General features: G+C 60.5%; 17 protein-coding genes. 6 read left to right on the forward strand and 11 right to left on the reverse strand.

The features are described from left to right. Positions 1-2 precede the first annotated feature (2 nt). Genes QLG12_RS22020 through folE2 form a run of 3 tightly spaced genes read right to left on the reverse strand, consistent with a single transcriptional unit; the run spans position 3 to position 2,430 of the window. Positions 3-869 carry a metal ABC transporter permease gene (locus tag QLG12_RS22020; RefSeq protein WP_197868934.1) on the reverse strand — a complete coding sequence of 289 codons (867 nt, stop codon included), beginning with the start codon at positions 867-869 and terminating at the stop codon, positions 3-5. After that, positions 869-1,537, reverse strand: coding sequence for an ATP-binding cassette domain-containing protein (locus tag QLG12_RS22025; RefSeq protein WP_197868933.1), 669 nt, complete (start codon positions 1,535-1,537; stop codon positions 869-871). The genes QLG12_RS22020 and QLG12_RS22025 overlap by 1 nt, the downstream gene beginning before the upstream one ends. Beyond that, positions 1,534-2,430, reverse strand: a complete 897-nt coding sequence (folE2, locus tag QLG12_RS22030; RefSeq protein ID WP_282475226.1) for a GTP cyclohydrolase FolE2 — start codon at positions 2,428-2,430, stop codon at positions 1,534-1,536. Before folE2 ends, QLG12_RS22025 begins: the two co-directional genes overlap by 4 nt. Before the next feature lie 84 nt (positions 2,431-2,514). Between folE2 and QLG12_RS22035 the strand changes: the two genes are divergently transcribed. Beyond that, the gene (locus tag QLG12_RS22035; protein ID WP_282475227.1) at positions 2,515-3,714 is read left to right on the forward strand and encodes an N-acetylmuramoyl-L-alanine amidase; all 1,200 of its coding nucleotides are present in this window, start codon (positions 2,515-2,517) and stop codon (positions 3,712-3,714) included. Here QLG12_RS22035 and QLG12_RS22040 read toward each other — a convergent pair. Further along, positions 3,711-4,085, reverse strand: coding sequence for a glutamine synthetase (locus QLG12_RS22040; protein WP_197868930.1), 375 nt, complete (start codon positions 4,083-4,085; stop codon positions 3,711-3,713). The two genes, QLG12_RS22035 and QLG12_RS22040, sit on opposite strands and share 4 nt — an antisense overlap. A 223-nt stretch (positions 4,086-4,308) precedes the next feature. Here QLG12_RS22040 and zigA point away from each other — a divergent pair, with 223 nt between their 5' ends. Both zigA and QLG12_RS22050 read left to right on the forward strand, forming a co-directional pair. Further along, the gene (gene zigA, locus QLG12_RS22045; RefSeq protein WP_197868929.1) at positions 4,309-5,514 is read left to right on the forward strand and encodes a zinc metallochaperone GTPase ZigA; all 1,206 of its coding nucleotides are present in this window, start codon (positions 4,309-4,311) and stop codon (positions 5,512-5,514) included. Continuing rightward, positions 5,514-6,164, forward strand: a complete 651-nt coding sequence (locus QLG12_RS22050) for a DUF1826 domain-containing protein (RefSeq protein ID WP_282475228.1) — start codon at positions 5,514-5,516, stop codon at positions 6,162-6,164. The genes zigA and QLG12_RS22050 overlap by 1 nt, the downstream gene beginning before the upstream one ends. A 4-nt stretch (positions 6,165-6,168) precedes the next feature. Here QLG12_RS22050 and QLG12_RS22055 read toward each other — a convergent pair whose 3' ends face one another. Continuing rightward, positions 6,169-6,525, reverse strand: coding sequence for an NADH:ubiquinone oxidoreductase (locus QLG12_RS22055; RefSeq protein ID WP_197868927.1), 357 nt, complete (start codon positions 6,523-6,525; stop codon positions 6,169-6,171). A 24-nt stretch (positions 6,526-6,549) separates the two neighbouring features. Between QLG12_RS22055 and QLG12_RS22060 the strand changes: the two genes are divergently transcribed. After that, a complete protein-coding gene (locus QLG12_RS22060; protein WP_282475229.1) occupies positions 6,550-7,521 on the forward strand; it encodes a CobW-like GTP-binding protein in 972 nt (323 codons plus the stop codon). A gap of 1 nt (position 7,522) precedes the next feature. Here QLG12_RS22060 and QLG12_RS22065 read toward each other — a convergent pair whose 3' ends face one another. Beyond that, positions 7,523-7,936: a DUF3301 domain-containing protein gene (locus QLG12_RS22065; protein WP_011336644.1), complete on the reverse strand. Its 414-nt coding sequence runs from the start codon at positions 7,934-7,936 to the stop codon at positions 7,523-7,525. A 117-nt stretch (positions 7,937-8,053) separates the two neighbouring features. Here QLG12_RS22065 and pdxY point away from each other — a divergent pair, with 117 nt between their 5' ends. Continuing rightward, entirely contained in the window at positions 8,054-8,926 is an 873-nt protein-coding gene (pdxY, locus tag QLG12_RS22070; protein ID WP_282475230.1) for a pyridoxal kinase PdxY, read from the forward strand. 117 nt (positions 8,927-9,043) lie between these two features. Here pdxY and QLG12_RS22075 read toward each other — a convergent pair whose 3' ends face one another. Further along, on the reverse strand, positions 9,044-9,526 hold the full coding sequence (locus QLG12_RS22075; RefSeq protein ID WP_282475231.1) for an acyl-CoA thioesterase: 483 nt from the start codon (positions 9,524-9,526) through the stop codon (positions 9,044-9,046). Positions 9,527-9,808: 282 nt separating this feature from the next. Here QLG12_RS22075 and QLG12_RS22080 point away from each other — a divergent pair, with 282 nt between their 5' ends. Continuing rightward, positions 9,809-11,572 carry a cation:proton antiporter gene (locus QLG12_RS22080; RefSeq protein ID WP_197868925.1) on the forward strand — a complete coding sequence of 588 codons (1,764 nt, stop codon included), beginning with the start codon at positions 9,809-9,811 and terminating at the stop codon, positions 11,570-11,572. A gap of 22 nt (positions 11,573-11,594) precedes the next feature. Here QLG12_RS22080 and QLG12_RS22085 read toward each other — a convergent pair whose 3' ends face one another. The 4 genes from QLG12_RS22085 to uvrD all read right to left on the reverse strand — a co-directional run bounded on the left by QLG12_RS22085 (position 11,595) and on the right by uvrD (position 15,872). Then, positions 11,595-12,002: an SMI1/KNR4 family protein gene (locus tag QLG12_RS22085; RefSeq protein ID WP_007954245.1), complete on the reverse strand. Its 408-nt coding sequence runs from the start codon at positions 12,000-12,002 to the stop codon at positions 11,595-11,597. A gap of 138 nt (positions 12,003-12,140) precedes the next feature. Continuing rightward, positions 12,141-13,019, reverse strand: coding sequence for a Tim44 domain-containing protein (locus QLG12_RS22090; RefSeq protein WP_085653924.1), 879 nt, complete (start codon positions 13,017-13,019; stop codon positions 12,141-12,143). 175 nt (positions 13,020-13,194) lie between these two features. Then, positions 13,195-13,635, reverse strand: coding sequence for an EamA family transporter (locus tag QLG12_RS22095; protein WP_011336641.1), 441 nt, complete (start codon positions 13,633-13,635; stop codon positions 13,195-13,197). A 53-nt stretch (positions 13,636-13,688) separates the two neighbouring features. After that, entirely contained in the window at positions 13,689-15,872 is a 2,184-nt protein-coding gene (gene uvrD, locus QLG12_RS22100) for a DNA helicase II (protein WP_282475232.1), read from the reverse strand. Between the last annotated feature and the right edge of the window lie 9 nt (positions 15,873-15,881).

Here is a 15,881-nt window from a genome sequence, read left to right on the forward strand (position 1 = left end):
CCTCATTGGGATGTGAGCAAAGGCGGGCGGCGCAACAGACCGTGAACCGGTCCGAACACCACGGAAAACAGGTAACCGCCACCGGCGACCAGCACGATGGCCGGGCCACTGGGCAGCGAGTAGTGGAACGACAGCAACAGTCCAAGCCATACCGAAGCGCAACCGATGAGCGCGGCGATGGCGATCAGGATCGGCAGGCGTCGACTCCAGAAGCGCGAGGCGGCGGCAGGCAGCATCATCAACCCGACCACCATCAATGCACCGATCGCCTGAAAGCCGATCACCAGATTCAGCACCACCAGCGTCAGGAACACGCCATGGGCGACGGGGCCGAGTCGGCTGACCGTGCGCAGGAAAAACGGATCGAGGGTGTCGAGCAGCAACGGTTTGTAGATCAGCGCCATGGCCATCAGGCTGAGCGCCGATACCCACAACATGCCGTTGAGGGTCGGTCCGTCGACCGCCAATGCGGAGCCGAACAGCAGGTGCAGCAAATCGAGTCGCTTGCCGGCGATGCCGAGAATCAGCACACCGCTGGCCAGCGAGATGGGATAGATGGCCGCGAGGCTGGCGTCTTCGCGCAGCCCGGTGCGTCGGGTGATCCACGCGGCAAGTCCGGCCATGCTCAGACCGGCACCGAGTCCACCGAGGGTCAGCGCCGGCAGACTCAAACCGGCGAACCAGAACCCCAACGCGGCGCCGGGGAGGATGCCGTGGGCAACGGCGTCACCGATCAGGCTCATCCGGCGCAGGATCAGAAACACGCCCAGTGGTGCCGTGCTGCACGCCAGGACCAGACCGCCGAGCAGGGCCCGCCGCATGAAGACGAACTCGTGGAACGGCTGCCATAAATGGCTCAGCGTGAGCATCAGGCCACCTGCGTGTGAGGGATTTGCTGGATGAGGTCGGTGCTGCTGCCGAATGCGCAGCCGCTCTGTCTGATCAGCAAGGTCTGTGGAATGTGTTGGCGCACCGCGGCAAGGTCATGGCAAACCACGACCAGGGTTCGTCCTTGTTCATGCCAGGCGTGCAGGTGTTGCCACAATAGTGTCTGACCCAGTTCGTCGAGCGCGGCATGGGGTTCGTCGAGCAGCAGCAACGGTGTGTCAGCCAGACTCAGTCGAGCGAGCAGGGCGCGTTGCAGTTCTCCGCCGGAGAGGGCCATCAGCGGACGATGTTCCAGTCCGCTCAGGTGCCAGTCCTCGAGCGCAGCCTCGAGACGTTGGGCCCTCAGCTGGGACGACAGTCGGCGTCCCCAGAAACCGGCCGCCACTAGTTCCTGAAGACTGATCGGGAACTGTCGATCCAGATGCTGTTGCTGAGGCAGGAAGGACAAACCGCTTTGGCGTGGTACACCCAGTTCGACTTTGCCGGCCAGGGGTCGCTGTAATCCGGCGATGACTTTGAGCAGGCTGCTTTTGCCGCTGCCGTTGACGCCGATGATTGCCGTCAGACTGCCGTTTTCCAATCGGAGGTCGAGGGGCGCCGTGAGCGGTTGGCCGGGTATCCCCCAGCTCAGTTTATGGCAGCGAATCATGGCTGCTCCCGGCGCCAATGACTCTCGGCGACGGCGTCGTGAGCATGAAGGCTTTCGGCGTGGATGACTCGGACATGGAATTCGCTGACACCGGGTGAGCGACGCAGTGCCAGGTTCAGGCGTCGGGCGGCGTCTTCGCAGAACATCAGGTTCTGGCCGTTGGCTAGGGCGAAGGCCTGTTCGTCCGCGCGTTTCACAGCGGTTTGCACGGCGGTGCCGAGGGCTGCTTCGGCGTCGTTGATGATGGACGTCAGCGGTAGTTCGTCGACAAATTCGTCCAGGTGTAAATGCAACTGCGCGGTACTGCGCTGGCTGTGAGGTGTGGCCACGATGCCTTGTACCGAACCCAACCAAGTCAACACATCGGCGTGTTGCAGTGGCTTGTTGGCAAAGTCGTCGACGAATTGTTGCTGGATCAACTGCCTCGCCAATGCTGCGGAACAGGGGCAAGTTGAGGAGTAGGCGACGTCGATTTTCAGTTCCACGTGGAACACTTTGTTTTTTAGCAGGGTTGAAACGGTGATCGGATAGGTTTTCCATCCCGCCAAAGGACTGACCAATGCCGGTCTTCTGAGCAGTAAATCGGTGTGGATATTCAGATAAGCGGCGTCGGACAGATCTTCGTGGCTGTCGAGAAAACGCTGTAGAACCTGACGTAGGAGAGCGGGAGAAAGGTTCTGCTGCTCCAGCGCTTCCAGCCCCAGATAGAGCCGCGACATGTGAATGCCGCGTGCGTCTCCATCATCCAGACTGACGCCTGCATCCGCTTTGGCAGCCAAGCGTTGGCCTTCGATAAACACAGGTAATGCGATGCCGCACATCCCCACCCATTCGAGAGGCAGGGCCTGGCGGGCGGCTTGCGCCGCGACATCCGGCAAAGTCAGCGCGTTCATGAGCAGTTCCATCATGGTGATTGAATTTAATGTTACATTATAACAATTCAAACCACGATGCCTTTTTCATGAACAGGCTTTCATATGCACAGACGCCACTTGCTCAACCTCATGCTGGCCAGCGCGGCCTTTGTTTTGCCTTTTTCGGTGTCCGCCACGCAGATACGCAATGCGCGGCTTTGGCGTTCGGATGACAAGCTGCGTTTGGTGTTCGATCTAAGCGGGCCTGTGAGCTACAAGACATTCACTTTGAGCACGCCGGAGCGGTTGATAATCGATATGAGCGGGGCCAGTCTGAGTGGGGATTTCAGCCAATTGGCGTTATCCGGCACTCCGATTCGCTCAATTCGCTCCGGGCACTTTGGCCAGGGGAACACCCGGATCGTGCTGGATCTAAGCAGCCCGGTGCGGCTCAATTCATTCTTGCTGGCGCCTCAGAATGGGCAAGGACATCGCCTGGTTCTGGATTTGATGAGCGCATCAGCAGGACTCCCGGCGAGCGTTCCACGTGAAACACCCCAGGAAAAATCTCACCCCAAGCGCGACATCATGGTGGTGGTCGACCCAGGTCATGGCGGGAAAGATCCGGGTGCAATCGGCGCCAAAGGCGAGCGCGAAAAGGATGTGGTTTTGTCCATTGCACAACTGCTGGCACGTCGGCTTAAGCGAGAGAAAGGCTTTGATGTGAGGCTGGTTCGTAACGACGATTTCTTCGTCCCGTTACGTAAGCGCGTGGAGATCGCGCGTCGGCATAAGGCTGATATGTTCATCTCGGTGCACGCCGATGCTGCGCCGCGTCTGACGGCTTCCGGGGCGTCGGTGTATTGCTTGTCCGAAGGCGGCGCTACTTCCGCCACCGCGCGGTTCATGGCGCAGCGTGAGAACGGTGTGGATCTGCTCGGTGCAACCAGCCTGCTCAATCTCAAGGACAAGGACCCGATGCTCGCTGGCGTGATCCTCGACATGTCGATGAACGCAACCATCGCCGCCAGTTTGCAACTCGGAAGCACAGTGCTGGGCAGTCTGGCCGGCATCACCACGCTGCATCAAAAGCGCGTGGAACAGGCTGGATTTGCCGTTCTGAAGTCGCCGGATGTGCCGTCGATCCTGGTGGAAACCGGGTTCATTTCCAACCCGCGGGACAGTCAGCGTCTGGTAACCGCGCGTCATCAGCAGGCCGTGGCAGACGGTTTGTTTGAGGGCTTGCAGCGTTATTTCCAGAAGAATCCGCCTGTCGACAGCTACATGGCCTGGCAGCAAGAGCAGAAAGGATCGCGGGTTTAGCAGCCGTTGATCCGGCTGCAGGTGAACTTCGCACTGCTGCCGCCTGAGCTGGAGAACCGATTGATCGTCGTCCAGCCCACGCGGCGGTTGTAACCAACCCAGGCTTCTCCATCAGATGCGATGCCGGTGAAGAACGTCAGCTGGCCATAGCGGCTGTTGGTTTGTGCCCAGTAGCGGTTTCCCGCTTTCTCGAATCCGCGCAGGTAAATCGTGCTGCCGACGGTGTTGACGCTGTAGGCGTTGCCGTTGCCATCGATGCACGCCAACAAGTTCGCGCTGCGCGTGCAATTGGCGAGCCCCGGCACTTGTGCTTCTGCATTCAGCATCAGCAATGCCAGGCAAATGAACGAATATTTCAGCGCGGTTTTCATGATGTCACTCGGCGACGAACTGCTTGCAGCTTCCCGCCCTTTGTCACTTTGGGCAAGAAGAGAGTGGATTGGCTTTGTTGTTATACTATAACATTATTTGGACATGGCTTTCCGCGGCTCCCATTTCAAGCGTCCGCTTCCCTGGTGATCCCATCGAAGCCCAAGAACGCGCGCCCCGAGAGCCTCCAGCGCTGTTTAGCGACCGTCTGATGAGGTTTATCCAATGTCTTCCCGACTTCCCGTGACCGTTTTGTCCGGCTTTCTCGGTGCCGGAAAAAGTACACTTTTGAATTACGTACTACGTAACAGAGACGATCTGCGCGTCGCTGTTATCGTCAATGATATGAGCGAGATCAACATCGATGGCAGCGAAGTCCAGCGTGATGTCAGCCTGAACCGTGCCGAAGAGAAGCTCGTGGAAATGAGCAACGGCTGTATCTGCTGTACGTTACGCGAAGACCTGCTTGAAGAAGTCAGTCAACTGGCCCGTGAAGGGCGCTTCGATTACCTGCTGATCGAGTCCACGGGAATCTCCGAGCCGTTACCCGTGGCCGAGACATTCACCTTCCGTGATGAGCAGGGGCAAAGCCTCGCCGACATCGCTCGCCTCGACACTATGGTTACTGTAGTCGACGGTATGAATTTCCTGCCGGACTACCAGGCCGCGGAATACCTCGCCTCTCGTGGCGAATTTCTTGGTGAAGAAGATGAGCGTTCGATCACCGATCTGCTGATCGAACAGATCGAGTTCGCCGACGTCCTGTTGATCAGCAAGATCGACCTGATCAGCAGCCGCGAGCGGGAAGAGCTGATGGCCATTCTCAGACGTCTCAACGCTCAGGCCGAGATCATTCCGATGGTCATGGGTGAGGTACCGCTGGAGAAAATTCTCAATACCGGTCGTTTCGACTTCGAAAAAGCCGCCCAGGCCCCGGGCTGGCTGCAGGAACTACGTGGGGAACATGTGCCGGAAACCGAGGAGTACGGCATCGCCTCCACGGCTTATCGGGCACGCCGGCCCTTTCATCCGCAGCGTTTCTTCGACTTCATTGATCGCCCCTGGGTAAACGGCAAATTGCTGCGCTCCAAAGGCTTCTTCTGGCTGGCCAGCAAACCCACCGACGCCGGTAGCTGGTCTCAGGCAGGTGGCCTGATGCGCCACGGTTTCGCCGGGCGCTGGTGGCGCTTCGTACCGAAAGAACAGTGGCCGCAGGATCAGGAAAGTACCGCCGCGATCATGGAAAACTGGATCGCCAGCGTAGGCGATTGTCGTCAGGAACTGGTGTTTATCGGGCAGAACATCGATTTCGCACAGCTAGCGTCGGAACTGGATGATTGCCTGCTGACCGATGCGGAAATGGCGCTCGGTACTCAAGGCTGGCTACAACTACGCGATCCGTTTGGCTCCTGGCACGACGAGGTCGCCTGATGCTCGCCCTGAAATCGCTGCCAGGCAGCATTCGTCATCAGTCTTTCGGCCAGACCCCGCAGGCACTGGCGAACATTCTCGACGACGAGATCAACCTCGCGGTCTGGCAGCGCCAGCTTCCGCTGCACATTGCCGAGTTCGCTGACTTGTTGTTGTCTCTGAACGAGCCTTATGCCGAGGCGCTGTGCCTGGAATTGCCGGACGAAGACGCAGAACCGGATCTCACGGGACTGGCCAGCGGCTTTCGCGATCTGGAAGGCTACGAAGGGTTTATCACCGACTTGAAATGGCTGGTCAGTGCCTTCGCCTGCTTGCTCGGCGCGCGGCGGATCGGCTTGCGCCTGCGTGTGCTGGACAAGGCGATGTGTCCGCGTTTTCACGTCGATCATGTGCCGGTGCGGTTGATCACGACCTATTCAGGCGTTGGCAGCGAATGGCTCAAGGAAGGGGAAATGGACCGTCGGCAACTGGGACAGCCGCAAGCCGAGCCGCAGGAAACTTCACGGATTCAGCAATTGAATCGGGGCGAAGTGGCGTTGCTCAAGGGCGAAAAATGGCACGGCAACGAAGGTTTCGGGCTGATCCATCGCTCGCCGCAACCGGCGCCGGGTGAGCGGCGGCTGATGCTGACCCTCGACTGGCTCGGATAGCGCCTCAGGGCTTGAGCCATTTCCCCTGGCTCTGAGCCTCGCAATAGGGCTGCAAATACGCCGCATCGGTGGCCACACCGTAATAGTGGATATCTTGGCGATAAGGCATATTGGCGACTTGCGCGTTGCTGCACACGCCGAACGCGCCGGCGGGGCACTGGTCGACGTATTGAACCTCGACTTTCTGCCCGGCCAGGGTCGGCTGGCAGAAGCCGTCGCTGAACAGTTTTTCCGGGATGTTGCGGTTCTGCTGGCAGACCTTCACGTCGAGCCGCTCCGCCTGGCTGTGCACCACGCAGGCCTGTGCCAATGCCTGGCCAGATACCAGCGTCAGCAGCAACGACCATCCCATCCACCGCATCTTTGGCCTCCAGAAACCTTGATCATGTTGCAGAACATTCCCACCCACGTCATCGCCGGCCCCTTGGGCGCGGGCAAGACCAGCCTGATCCGCCAGCTCATGGTGCAGCGCCCGGCGGGCGAGCGCTGGGCGGTGCTGATCAACGAGTTCGGCCAGATCGGGCTCGACGCTGCGCTGTTGACCTGCGACGCCGATGGTATCGCACTGGGCGAAGTGGCCGGGGGCTGTTTGTGTTGCGTGAACGGTGCGCCGTTCCAGATCGGTCTGGGGCGTTTGTTGCGCAAGGCGCAGCCGGATCGCCTGTTCATTGAGCCCTCGGGGCTCGGGCATCCGGCGCAGTTGCTGAAGCAACTGAACGAGGCGCCGTGGCAAGGCGTACTCGCCGTACAACCTTGCGTGCTGGTGCTGGACGCCCAGGCCCTCGCCGCGGGCAAACCGCTGCCGGACGCGCAGCAGGAAACCTTGTCCAGTGCAGGCTTGCTGCTGTTGAACAAGGCAGAAAACCTCGACGAGCCCGCGCGTGAGCGAATCATTCGACAGTTGCCGCCTGTCCGACTGATCTGGACGCAACAGGCGATGTTGTCGCTCAGCGAGCTGCCGGGGCTGGCCGTACAGGCGCAGGCCGGTGTGGATAAGTTGATCGTCCCCCAAGGGCTGGCGCAGATGCCGGCCATCTGGAGCGATCCGGCATTGCCGATCTGCCTGAGTCAGGCGCAGGAGAGTGGCTGGAGCATCGGTTGGCGCTGGCATCCGAGCCAGGTATTCGATGTGTCGGGGATAACCCAATGGCTGAAAAGCCTGAACTGGCGGCGGGCCAAACTGGTGATTCACAGTCTGGACGGCTGGCAGTCAGCCAATGCGCTGGACAATGCCGAGCTTAGCTGGCTGCCCAGTGAATGGCGCAAGGATTCCCGGATCGAGCTGATTTTTGACGAACCGCAAGCGGTCGGTGAATTACAGGCCGGTCTGGCCAAGTGTCGGCTTCAGACAGGCTGATTCAAGGCTTCCACTTGGTGTGTTCCTGACGCCACTGGCTCAGCTCGATCACTTCACCACGCGGCTTGGTCACTTCCACTACAGGCGGTGTGTCATCGAACGGTGCCGGGTAGGGCGCCAGTTCAATCTGCGCGCTGTGTGCGCCGAATTGAGTGATGGTGCCGTTGTGTCGGGTTTCGCCGGTCACGGTAAATTCGAAATTGTAGACCCGGGCCAGGCGTCGCCGACCGCTGGCGTCCTTGATCAGGCCGATCTTCTTCAGCGCCACGTTACCGTCGAGCAACTCGACGCCGACATTCGCGCAATGCTGTTTGACCCGCTCCAGCGCCCGCTCGCGCAAGCCGTGGTTGTGCCAGAGCCACGCACCGGCGACGGCGAACAGCATCAGCACGAAAATGTTTTCCAGGGTGAGCATCAACACGAAACTCCAAATGATGGCGTCAGCTTAACTGCGTCGCCGGTCTGTCGTACAGGCTGCGTTTCGTCGCATACTGCGCGGCTTGAATTTCAATCGTTTTACGGAAAAACCCGAATGAAACGTACGCCTCATCTGCTCGCCATCCAGTCCCATGTGGTGTTCGGCCACGCCGGCAACAGCGCTGCGGTTTTTCCGATTCAGCGGGTCGGGGTGAATGTCTGGCCGCTCAATACGGTGCAGTTCTCCAACCACACGCAGTACGGCCAGTGGGCCGGAGAAGTGCTGGCGCCGCACCGGATCCCCGAACTGGTCGAAGGCATCGCCGCTATCGGTGAGCTGGGCAATTGCGATGCGGTGCTGTCAGGTTATCTCGGTAGCGCGGCGCAGGGCCGGGCGATTCTCAGTGGCATCGAGCGGATCAAGGCGGTCAACCCGAAAGCCCTTTATCTGTGCGACCCGGTAATGGGGCATCCGGAAAAGGGTTGCAGCGTTCCCGCCGAGGTCAGTGACTTCCTGCTGGAAGAAGCCGCTGCCGTTGCGGATTTCATGTGCCCGAACCAGTTGGAGCTGGACAGCTTTTCCGGACGCAAACCGCAGTCGCTGTTCGATTGCCTGGCGATGGCGCGGGCTCTGTTGGCACGTGGGCCGAAAGCGGTACTGGTCAAACATCTGGATTATCCGGGCAAACCGGCGGATGGCTTTGAAATGTTGCTGGTGACGGCCGAGGGCAGCTGGCATCTGCGGCGTCCGCTGCTCGCATTCCCGCGTCAGCCGGTCGGTGTGGGCGACCTGACGTCCGGCCTGTTCCTGGCGCGGGTACTGCTCGGCGACAGCCTGGTGGCGGCGTTTGAATTCACCGCGGCGGCGGTGCATGAAGTGCTGCTGGAAACCCAGGCCTGCGCCAGTTACGAGCTGCAGCTGGTGCGAGCGCAGGACCGGATTGCGCATCCGCGGGTGAAGTTCGAGGCCACGCCGATCAGTCTGTAATACCGAGCTGCCCCCATTCGCGAGCAAGCCCGCTCCCACAGGAACAACGCATTCCAAATGTGGGAGCGGGGTTCCTCGCTAAAGCTATCTACAGAGCGCCATAGATCCAAGGGCTGATCAGGCGTCGCCCTTGATTTCCTGATAGCGCTTTTCCAGCTCCTGACGGATCTGCCGGCGTTGCTGCGCCTGCATGTAGCGGCGCTTGTCTTCGCTGTTTTGCGGTTGCAGCGGCGGTACGGCGGCGGGTTTGCGCTTATCGTCCACCGCGACCATGGTGAAGAAGCAGCTGTTGGTGTGGCGCACCGAGCGCTCGCGGATGTTTTCGGTCACCACTTTGATGCCGACTTCCATCGAGGTGTTGCCGGTGTAGTTGACCGACGCGAGGAAGGTCACGAGTTCGCCGACATGGATCGGCTCGCGGAAAATCACCTGATCCACCGACAAGGTCACCACGTAGCGGCCGGCATAGCGGCTGGCACAGGCATAGGCCACTTCGTCGAGGTATTTGAGCAGGGTGCCGCCGTGGACATTGCCAGAGAAGTTGGCCATGTCAGGGGTCATCAGTACCGTCATCGACAGCTGGGCGTTTCCGGGTTCCATAACGTTCTCACGGGTCAAGGCAGGGTTGCTGGAAGAAACACCTCTGCGGGTGCCTGGTCGCTTTTCAAAAGCACCGATATCGGGACGCCAGGCAACTGGTCGCCGTCACGCCCGAAGCGATCTGTTTCCATATATTGCACCGCCTTTCAGCCGGAAGTCGCGGTGTTACCCTGCAAAAGCGCCGCCCCAAGGGCGATTCCTACACCCAAAGCGGATTTTTACTCAGCTCGCCCAGACATTTCCCATGCCTGCGTGAGCCTCGTCATTCAAGGAGCCCACACCATGCATGCCATCAGCTTTATTCAGGATCTGGCGGTGATCATGCTGGTCGCAGGTGTGGTGACCGTGCTGTTCCACCGCTTCAAGCAGCCGGTAGTGCTCGGCTACATCGTCGCCGGTTTCATCATCGGCCCCCACACGCCGCCGTTCGGCCTGATCCACGACGAAGAAACCATCAAGACACTCGCCGAGCTGGGGGTGATTTTCCTGATGTTCTGCCTGGGTCTGGAGTTCAGCCTGCGCAAGCTGTTCAAGGTTGGCGCCACGGCCTTCATCGCAGCGTTCCTCGAAATTGTCCTGATGATCTGGATCGGCTACGAAATCGGCCGCTGGTTCGACTGGAACACCATGGATTCGCTGTTCCTCGGCGCGATCCTGGCGATTTCCTCGACCACCATCATCGTCAAGGCGCTCAACGACCTGAGGATGAAAAACGAGCGCTTTGCGCAGCTGATCTTTGGCGTGCTGATCGTCGAGGACATTCTCGGTATCGGTATCATCGCCTTGCTGTCGAGCATCGCAGTCAGTGGCACGGTGAGTTCCGGCGAAGTGTTTTCCACGGTCGGCAAGCTCTCGCTGTTCATGATCGTCGCCCTGGTGGTCGGCATTCTGCTGGTGCCGCGACTGTTGGCCTATGTGGCGAAATTCGAAAGCAACGAGATGCTGCTGATCACCGTGCTGGGCCTGTGTTTCGGCTTCTGCCTGCTGGTGGTCAAACTTGAGTACAGCATGGTGCTCGGCGCGTTCCTGATCGGCGCGATCATGGCCGAGTCGCGGCAACTGCTGAAAATCGAGCGCCTGATCGAGCCGGTTCGCGACCTGTTCAGCGCAATCTTCTTCGTCGCCATCGGCCTGATGCTCGATCCGATGATCCTTCTGCAATACGCGTGGCCGATTGCGGTAATCACTGTCGCCGTAGTGCTAGGCAAGATGCTGTCCTGCGGTCTGGGTGCCTTTATCGCGGGGAATGACGGACGCACCTCACTGCGGGTCGGGATGGGGCTTTCGCAGATTGGCGAATTCTCCTTCATCATCGCGGCGCTGGGCATGACCCTGCAGGTCACCAGCAACTTCCTGTATCCGGTGGCCGTGGCGGTTTCGGTGATTACCACGTTACTGACGCCGTACCTGATCCGGGCTGCCGATCCGCTGTCGATCAAGCTGTCCGCTGCCATGCCGCAGCGCCTCGGTCGAGTGTTCGGGATGTACGGCGAATGGCTGCGCAGCATCCAGCCCCAGGGTGAGGGCGCGATGCTGGCCTCGATGATCCGGCGAATCCTGCTGCAGGTCGGGGTCAATCTGGCGCTGGTGATCGCGATCTTCTTTGCCGGCGCTTTCTTTGCCGGACGTCTTTCGATCTGGATGCAGGACTGGATCAGCGATCCAAGCTGGCAGAAGGCGTTGATCTGGGGTGGGGCGTTGCTGGTGTCGTTGCCGTTCCTGATCGCGGCCTATCGCAAGCTCAAGGCCCTGTCGATGCTGCTGGCGGAGATGGGCGTGAAGCCGGAAATGGCCGGGCGTCACACGCAGCGAGTGCGCCGGGTGATCGCCGAAGTGATCCCGATCATCTCGCTGCTGGTGATCTTCCTGCTGCTGGCAGCCTTGTCGGCCAGTATCTTGCCGACCAACAAGCTGCTGGTGCTGATTGCCGTGGTCGCGGCCGCCGTGGCAGCGCTACTCTGGCGCTGGTTCATCCGGGTGCACACGCGGATGCAGGTGGCCTTGCTGGAAACCCTCGACAACCACAAGGAGCCGTCGGGGCACTGACCACCCATCGAGGCGGGGCGTGTCAGCTTTCCAGCCAGACGTCCCGTGCCCAGTGCCAGACCGACTCCCAGGACTCTTCGGTGATCAGCTCTTCTTCGCCCGACCACAGCACCACGGTGCCGTCTTCTTCGACGCAGTAGTAGTCGTCGCCGTCCTGGCAGATCGGGATCAGGTCGCGCGGCACGCCGGCATCCCAGGCATTGGCAGCGACGTCCGGCAGGTAGGTGTGGGATTGCGGGTCGGTAACGGTTACCGGCTCCAGGCTGCCGTAAACCACGTCGCTGACGGTCAGCAGAAACTCCTTGAAGACGAACGGGATGTTGATGAAGAGTTCTTCTTCGATTTCCACCAACTGGTCTTCGTCGGGCAACTCCAAAGGAACCGGTACGGGTTCGTTGGCTTCGCGCAGTTGTTCGATGATTTCTTCCACGTCCGGGATCCTCTTGCTTGAATGGCGCGGTTTATATGGGCCGGTTTATACAGTAGCTCGCTATAGATGCAACCGCGAAATAGAAAACCCCGGCCAAGGCCGGGGTTTTTATTGCAGCGGATAAAGCGTCGCAGGTGATCAGCCGTTCTGACGGATACCGGCGACCAGCCAAGGCTGGTTGTCACCCTGTGGACGTTCCATGTTCCAGCTTTCGCTGAACACTTCGCCCTGCTGGTCGAAACGCGAGGTTTTCGACACGCCGCTGAAGGTCAGGGTGGCGATGGTCTTGTCGGCACGGTCATCCACACCATCCAGTTGCACCTGGAGGTTGTCGATGTAGGTGGACTGGAAGGCATCACCCAGTTCCGCGCGCTCGCGCTTGAGGAACTCGAACATTTGCGGGGTCACGAACTCGGCGATCTTGTCCATTTCGTTGGCATCCCAGTGCTGCTGCAGCGCCTGGAAGTGGCTGCGGGCGGCTTCGAGGAAGCGCTGTTCGTTGAACCAGGCCGGCGCGTTGATCACCGGACGGGCGGCAGCAGGCGCGGCCGAACCACCGAAGATCGAACCCATGGCTGCCGGTTTCTGTTCGAACACTTCACGCTGCATCGGCGCGCCGGCCGGAGCGAACTGCTCCTGCTGCTTGCGGCGACGGGCGGCGATGAAGCGGAAGATCACGAACGCGATCACGGCCATGATCAGGATGTCGAAGAACTGCATGCCTTCGAAGCCGCCGCCCATGAACATGGAAGCGAGCAGGCCACCGGCCGCGATGCCGGCCAGAGGGCCGAGCCATTTCGAAGCACCGCCGGCCTTGGCCGCAGCGCCCGCGGCACCGGCAGCACCAGCGGTCGCCGCAGCGCCGCCCATGCCTGGGGAAGAAGGAGCCATCTGGCTGGTCTGGTGCGTCGGCGCAGCGCCGGCGCTTTTGCCACCACCAAAGCGCTTGGCGTTGGCGTCGAGGCTCATCGTCAGGCCGATGCACAACGCCATGGCGATGCTAAGAAAACGTTTCATAAAGGGAATTCCCGTTTGTGGAGACACGCGCGCCATGTTGCACAGCTGAAGTGTTACTGGCTAGCGAGAGAGTGTTTCGGGCTTTTGCCTGACAGGTTACGTTCAGCTCGGTCGGGGCAATAAGGGCATGTGCTTTTGTCTGTAGGAAAAGGCGATAGGTTCAGCAGGAAATGGATCAGCGCCGCAAGGCGAGCATCACCACACCGGCGGTGATCAGGCCGATGCCGCCCCACTGGCGCAGGTCGAGTTTCTCGCCCAGCAGGATCACACCGAGCACCGCCACGAAGACCACGCTGAGCTTGTCCACCGGGGCGACCAGCGACGCCGGGCCGACTTTCAACGCGCGGAAGTAGCACAGCCACGAAGCGCCGGTGCCCAGGCCAGACAACAGCAGGAACAGATAGCTCTTGGCGGAGATCGATCCCAAGGACTGATATTGGCCCGTGGCGTACAAAATCAAGGCCAGACTGACCAATACGACGATTGTGCGCAGGAGGGTGGCGAAGTCGGAGTTAACGTTTTCGATGCCGATCTTGGCGAAGATGGCCGTCAGTGCGGCGAAGGTGGCCGAGAGCAGGGCCCAGAATGTCCAGGAGGAAAAGAAGCCAGTGCCCATCGACGTTGCCTCCAGTGTTCGCTCCCGCGCCGGGCGCGGGAACGGACGGTGACTTATATGGCTTCCAGCTTCGCGTACCCGAGCATCAGCCACTTGCTGCCTTCGGCGAAATTCACCTGCACCCGGGCCTGGGCGCCGGCGCCTTCGAAGTTGAGAATCACGCCGTCGCCGAAGATCGAGTGACGGACAGCCTGCCCGAGGCTCAGGCCGGTTTCCGGTATCTCGCTGCCGCTGAACAGGTTGCTGCCGCCCATCGACTGGTTGCCGCCGAACGGTCGGCTGACGCTGTTGGACAGGCGTACTTCCTGAATCAGGCCTTTCGGTACTTCCCGTACGAAACGCGACACCTTGTTATAGGTTTCGCTGCCGTACAGGCGTCGGGTTTCAGCATAGGTCATCACCAGATTCTGCATCGCCCGGGTAATGCCGACATAGGCCAGTCGCCGCTCCTCCTCAAGGCGCCCCGGTTCTTCCAGGCTCATCTTGTGCGGGAACAGGCCTTCTTCCATGCCCACCAGGAACACGTAAGGGAATTCCAGGCCCTTGGCGCTGTGCAGGGTCATCAACTGAATGCTGTCTTCGTGTTCGTCGGCCTGGGTGTCACCGGCCTCCAGTGAAGCGTGGCCGAGAAATGCCGCCAGCGGCGTCAGCTCTTCGTCTTCTTCGGTGTTCTCGAAGTTGCGCGCGGCACTGACCAATTCCTCAAGGTTTTCCACCCGGGCCTGGCCTTTCTCGCCTTTTTCCGCTTCGTGGTAGGCGATCAGTCCGGATTGCTCGATGACGGTCTGGGTCATCAGGTGCAACGGCGTCTCGGCGCACTTGGCGGCGAGGTTCTCGATCAGCTCGATAAACGCACCGAGAGCACCGGCCGCACGACCGGTCAAGCCTTTGTTGGCCACCAGCTGACGCATGGCTTCCCACATCGAGACATCGCTGTGGCGTGCATGGTCGCGAATCGCTTCGACAGTTTTCTCGCCGATGCCGCGCGCCGGAACGTTGATCACCCGTTCCAGGGCCGCATCGTTGCCGCGACCTTCCAGCAAGCGCAGGTAAGCCATGGCGTTCTTGATTTCCGCCCGCTCGAAGAAGCGCTGGCCGCCATAGATGCGGTACGGAATGCGTTCACGCAGCAAGGCTTCTTCCAGAACGCGCGATTGGGCGTTGGAGCGGTAGAGAATCGCGATATCGCTGCGAGCCAGGCCGGTTTTCAGCGCGCTTTCGATGGTTTCGACAACGTAGCGTGCTTCATCGTGTTCGTTGAAGGCGGCGTAAAGATTGATCGCTTCGCCATCGCCGCCATCGGTCCACAGCTCTTTGCCCAGACGCCCGGTGTTGTTGGCGATCAGGGCGTTGGCGGCCTTGAGGATGCCGGCCGTGGAGCGGTAGTTCTGCTCCAGACGGATGGTCACCGAATCCGGGAAGTCCGAAGAATACTGGTGGATGTTCTCGATTTTCGCGCCGCGCCAGCCGTAGATCGACTGGTCGTCGTCGCCGACCACCATCAGGCTGTCGCCGCCCTTGCCCAGCAGACGCAACCAGGCGTACTGCACGGCGTTGGTGTCCTGGAATTCGTCCACCAGAATGTGCCGGAAGCGCTTCTGATAGTGCGCCAGCAGGCCCGGGTGGTCGCGCCACAGGTCGAGGGCGCGCAGCAGCAGTTCGGAGAAATCGATGACGCCGGCACGCTGGCATGCGGCCTCGTACGCTTCATAAATGCCGCGCATGGTGGCCAGGAACAGATCGCCGCTGGCTTGAATGTGTTGCGGACGCAGACCTTCGTCTTTCTGCCCGTTGATGAACCACTGGGCCTGACGGGCCGGCCAGCGTTGCTCGTCCAGCCCCAGCTCGCGGATCACCCGCTTGACCAGGCGTTGCTGGTCGTCGCTGTCGAGAATCTGGAAAGTCTGGCTCAGCCCGGCTTCCTGCCAGTGCGCCCGCAACAGGCGGTGCGCCAGGCCGTGGAAGGTGCCGACCCACATGCCGGCCGGGTTGATGCCCAGCAATTGCTCGATGCGGTGACGCATCTCGGCAGCGGCCTTGTTGGTGAAGGTCACCGACAGAATCGAGTGGGGCGAGGCGTTTTCGACCTGGATCAACCAGGCGATACGGTGCACCAGCACTCGGGTTTTGCCGGAGCCGGCACCGGCCAGGACCAATTGACGGCCAACGGGGGCCGCTACGGCCTGGCGTTGGGCATCGTTGAGGGAGTTCAGCAGAAGGGAGAGATCATCGCGCATCGGGGCATT

The sequence above is a fragment of the Pseudomonas sp. V88_4 genome, from assembly GCF_029967985.1.
Classification (GTDB): Bacteria; Pseudomonadota; Gammaproteobacteria; order Pseudomonadales; family Pseudomonadaceae; genus Aquipseudomonas; species Aquipseudomonas glycinae.

Excerpts from the sequence above, each read along its gene's own strand:
- QLG12_RS22020 (WP_197868934.1), bottom strand. The coding sequence starts at position 869 with ATGCTCACGCTGAGCCATTTATGGCAGCCGTTCCACGAGTTCGTCTTC.
- QLG12_RS22025 (WP_197868933.1), bottom strand. The coding sequence starts at position 1,537 with ATGATTCGCTGCCATAAACTGAGCTGGGGGATACCCGGCCAACCGCTC.
- folE2 (WP_282475226.1), bottom strand. The coding sequence starts at position 2,430 with ATGAACGCGCTGACTTTGCCGGATGTCGCGGCGCAAGCCGCCCGCCAG.
- QLG12_RS22035 (WP_282475227.1), top strand. The coding sequence starts at position 2,515 with ATGCACAGACGCCACTTGCTCAACCTCATGCTGGCCAGCGCGGCCTTT.
- QLG12_RS22040 (WP_197868930.1), bottom strand. The coding sequence starts at position 4,085 with ATGAAAACCGCGCTGAAATATTCGTTCATTTGCCTGGCATTGCTGATG.
- zigA (WP_197868929.1), top strand. The coding sequence starts at position 4,309 with ATGTCTTCCCGACTTCCCGTGACCGTTTTGTCCGGCTTTCTCGGTGCC.
- QLG12_RS22050 (WP_282475228.1), top strand. The coding sequence starts at position 5,514 with ATGCTCGCCCTGAAATCGCTGCCAGGCAGCATTCGTCATCAGTCTTTC.
- QLG12_RS22055 (WP_197868927.1), bottom strand. The coding sequence starts at position 6,525 with ATGCGGTGGATGGGATGGTCGTTGCTGCTGACGCTGGTATCTGGCCAG.
- QLG12_RS22060 (WP_282475229.1), top strand. The coding sequence starts at position 6,550 with ATGTTGCAGAACATTCCCACCCACGTCATCGCCGGCCCCTTGGGCGCG.
- QLG12_RS22065 (WP_011336644.1), bottom strand. The coding sequence starts at position 7,936 with ATGCTCACCCTGGAAAACATTTTCGTGCTGATGCTGTTCGCCGTCGCC.
- pdxY (WP_282475230.1), top strand. The coding sequence starts at position 8,054 with ATGAAACGTACGCCTCATCTGCTCGCCATCCAGTCCCATGTGGTGTTC.
- QLG12_RS22075 (WP_282475231.1), bottom strand. The coding sequence starts at position 9,526 with ATGGAACCCGGAAACGCCCAGCTGTCGATGACGGTACTGATGACCCCT.
- QLG12_RS22080 (WP_197868925.1), top strand. The coding sequence starts at position 9,809 with ATGCATGCCATCAGCTTTATTCAGGATCTGGCGGTGATCATGCTGGTC.
- QLG12_RS22090 (WP_085653924.1), bottom strand. The coding sequence starts at position 13,019 with ATGAAACGTTTTCTTAGCATCGCCATGGCGTTGTGCATCGGCCTGACG.
- QLG12_RS22095 (WP_011336641.1), bottom strand. The coding sequence starts at position 13,635 with ATGGGCACTGGCTTCTTTTCCTCCTGGACATTCTGGGCCCTGCTCTCG.
- uvrD (WP_282475232.1), bottom strand. The coding sequence starts at position 15,872 with ATGCGCGATGATCTCTCCCTTCTGCTGAACTCCCTCAACGATGCCCAA.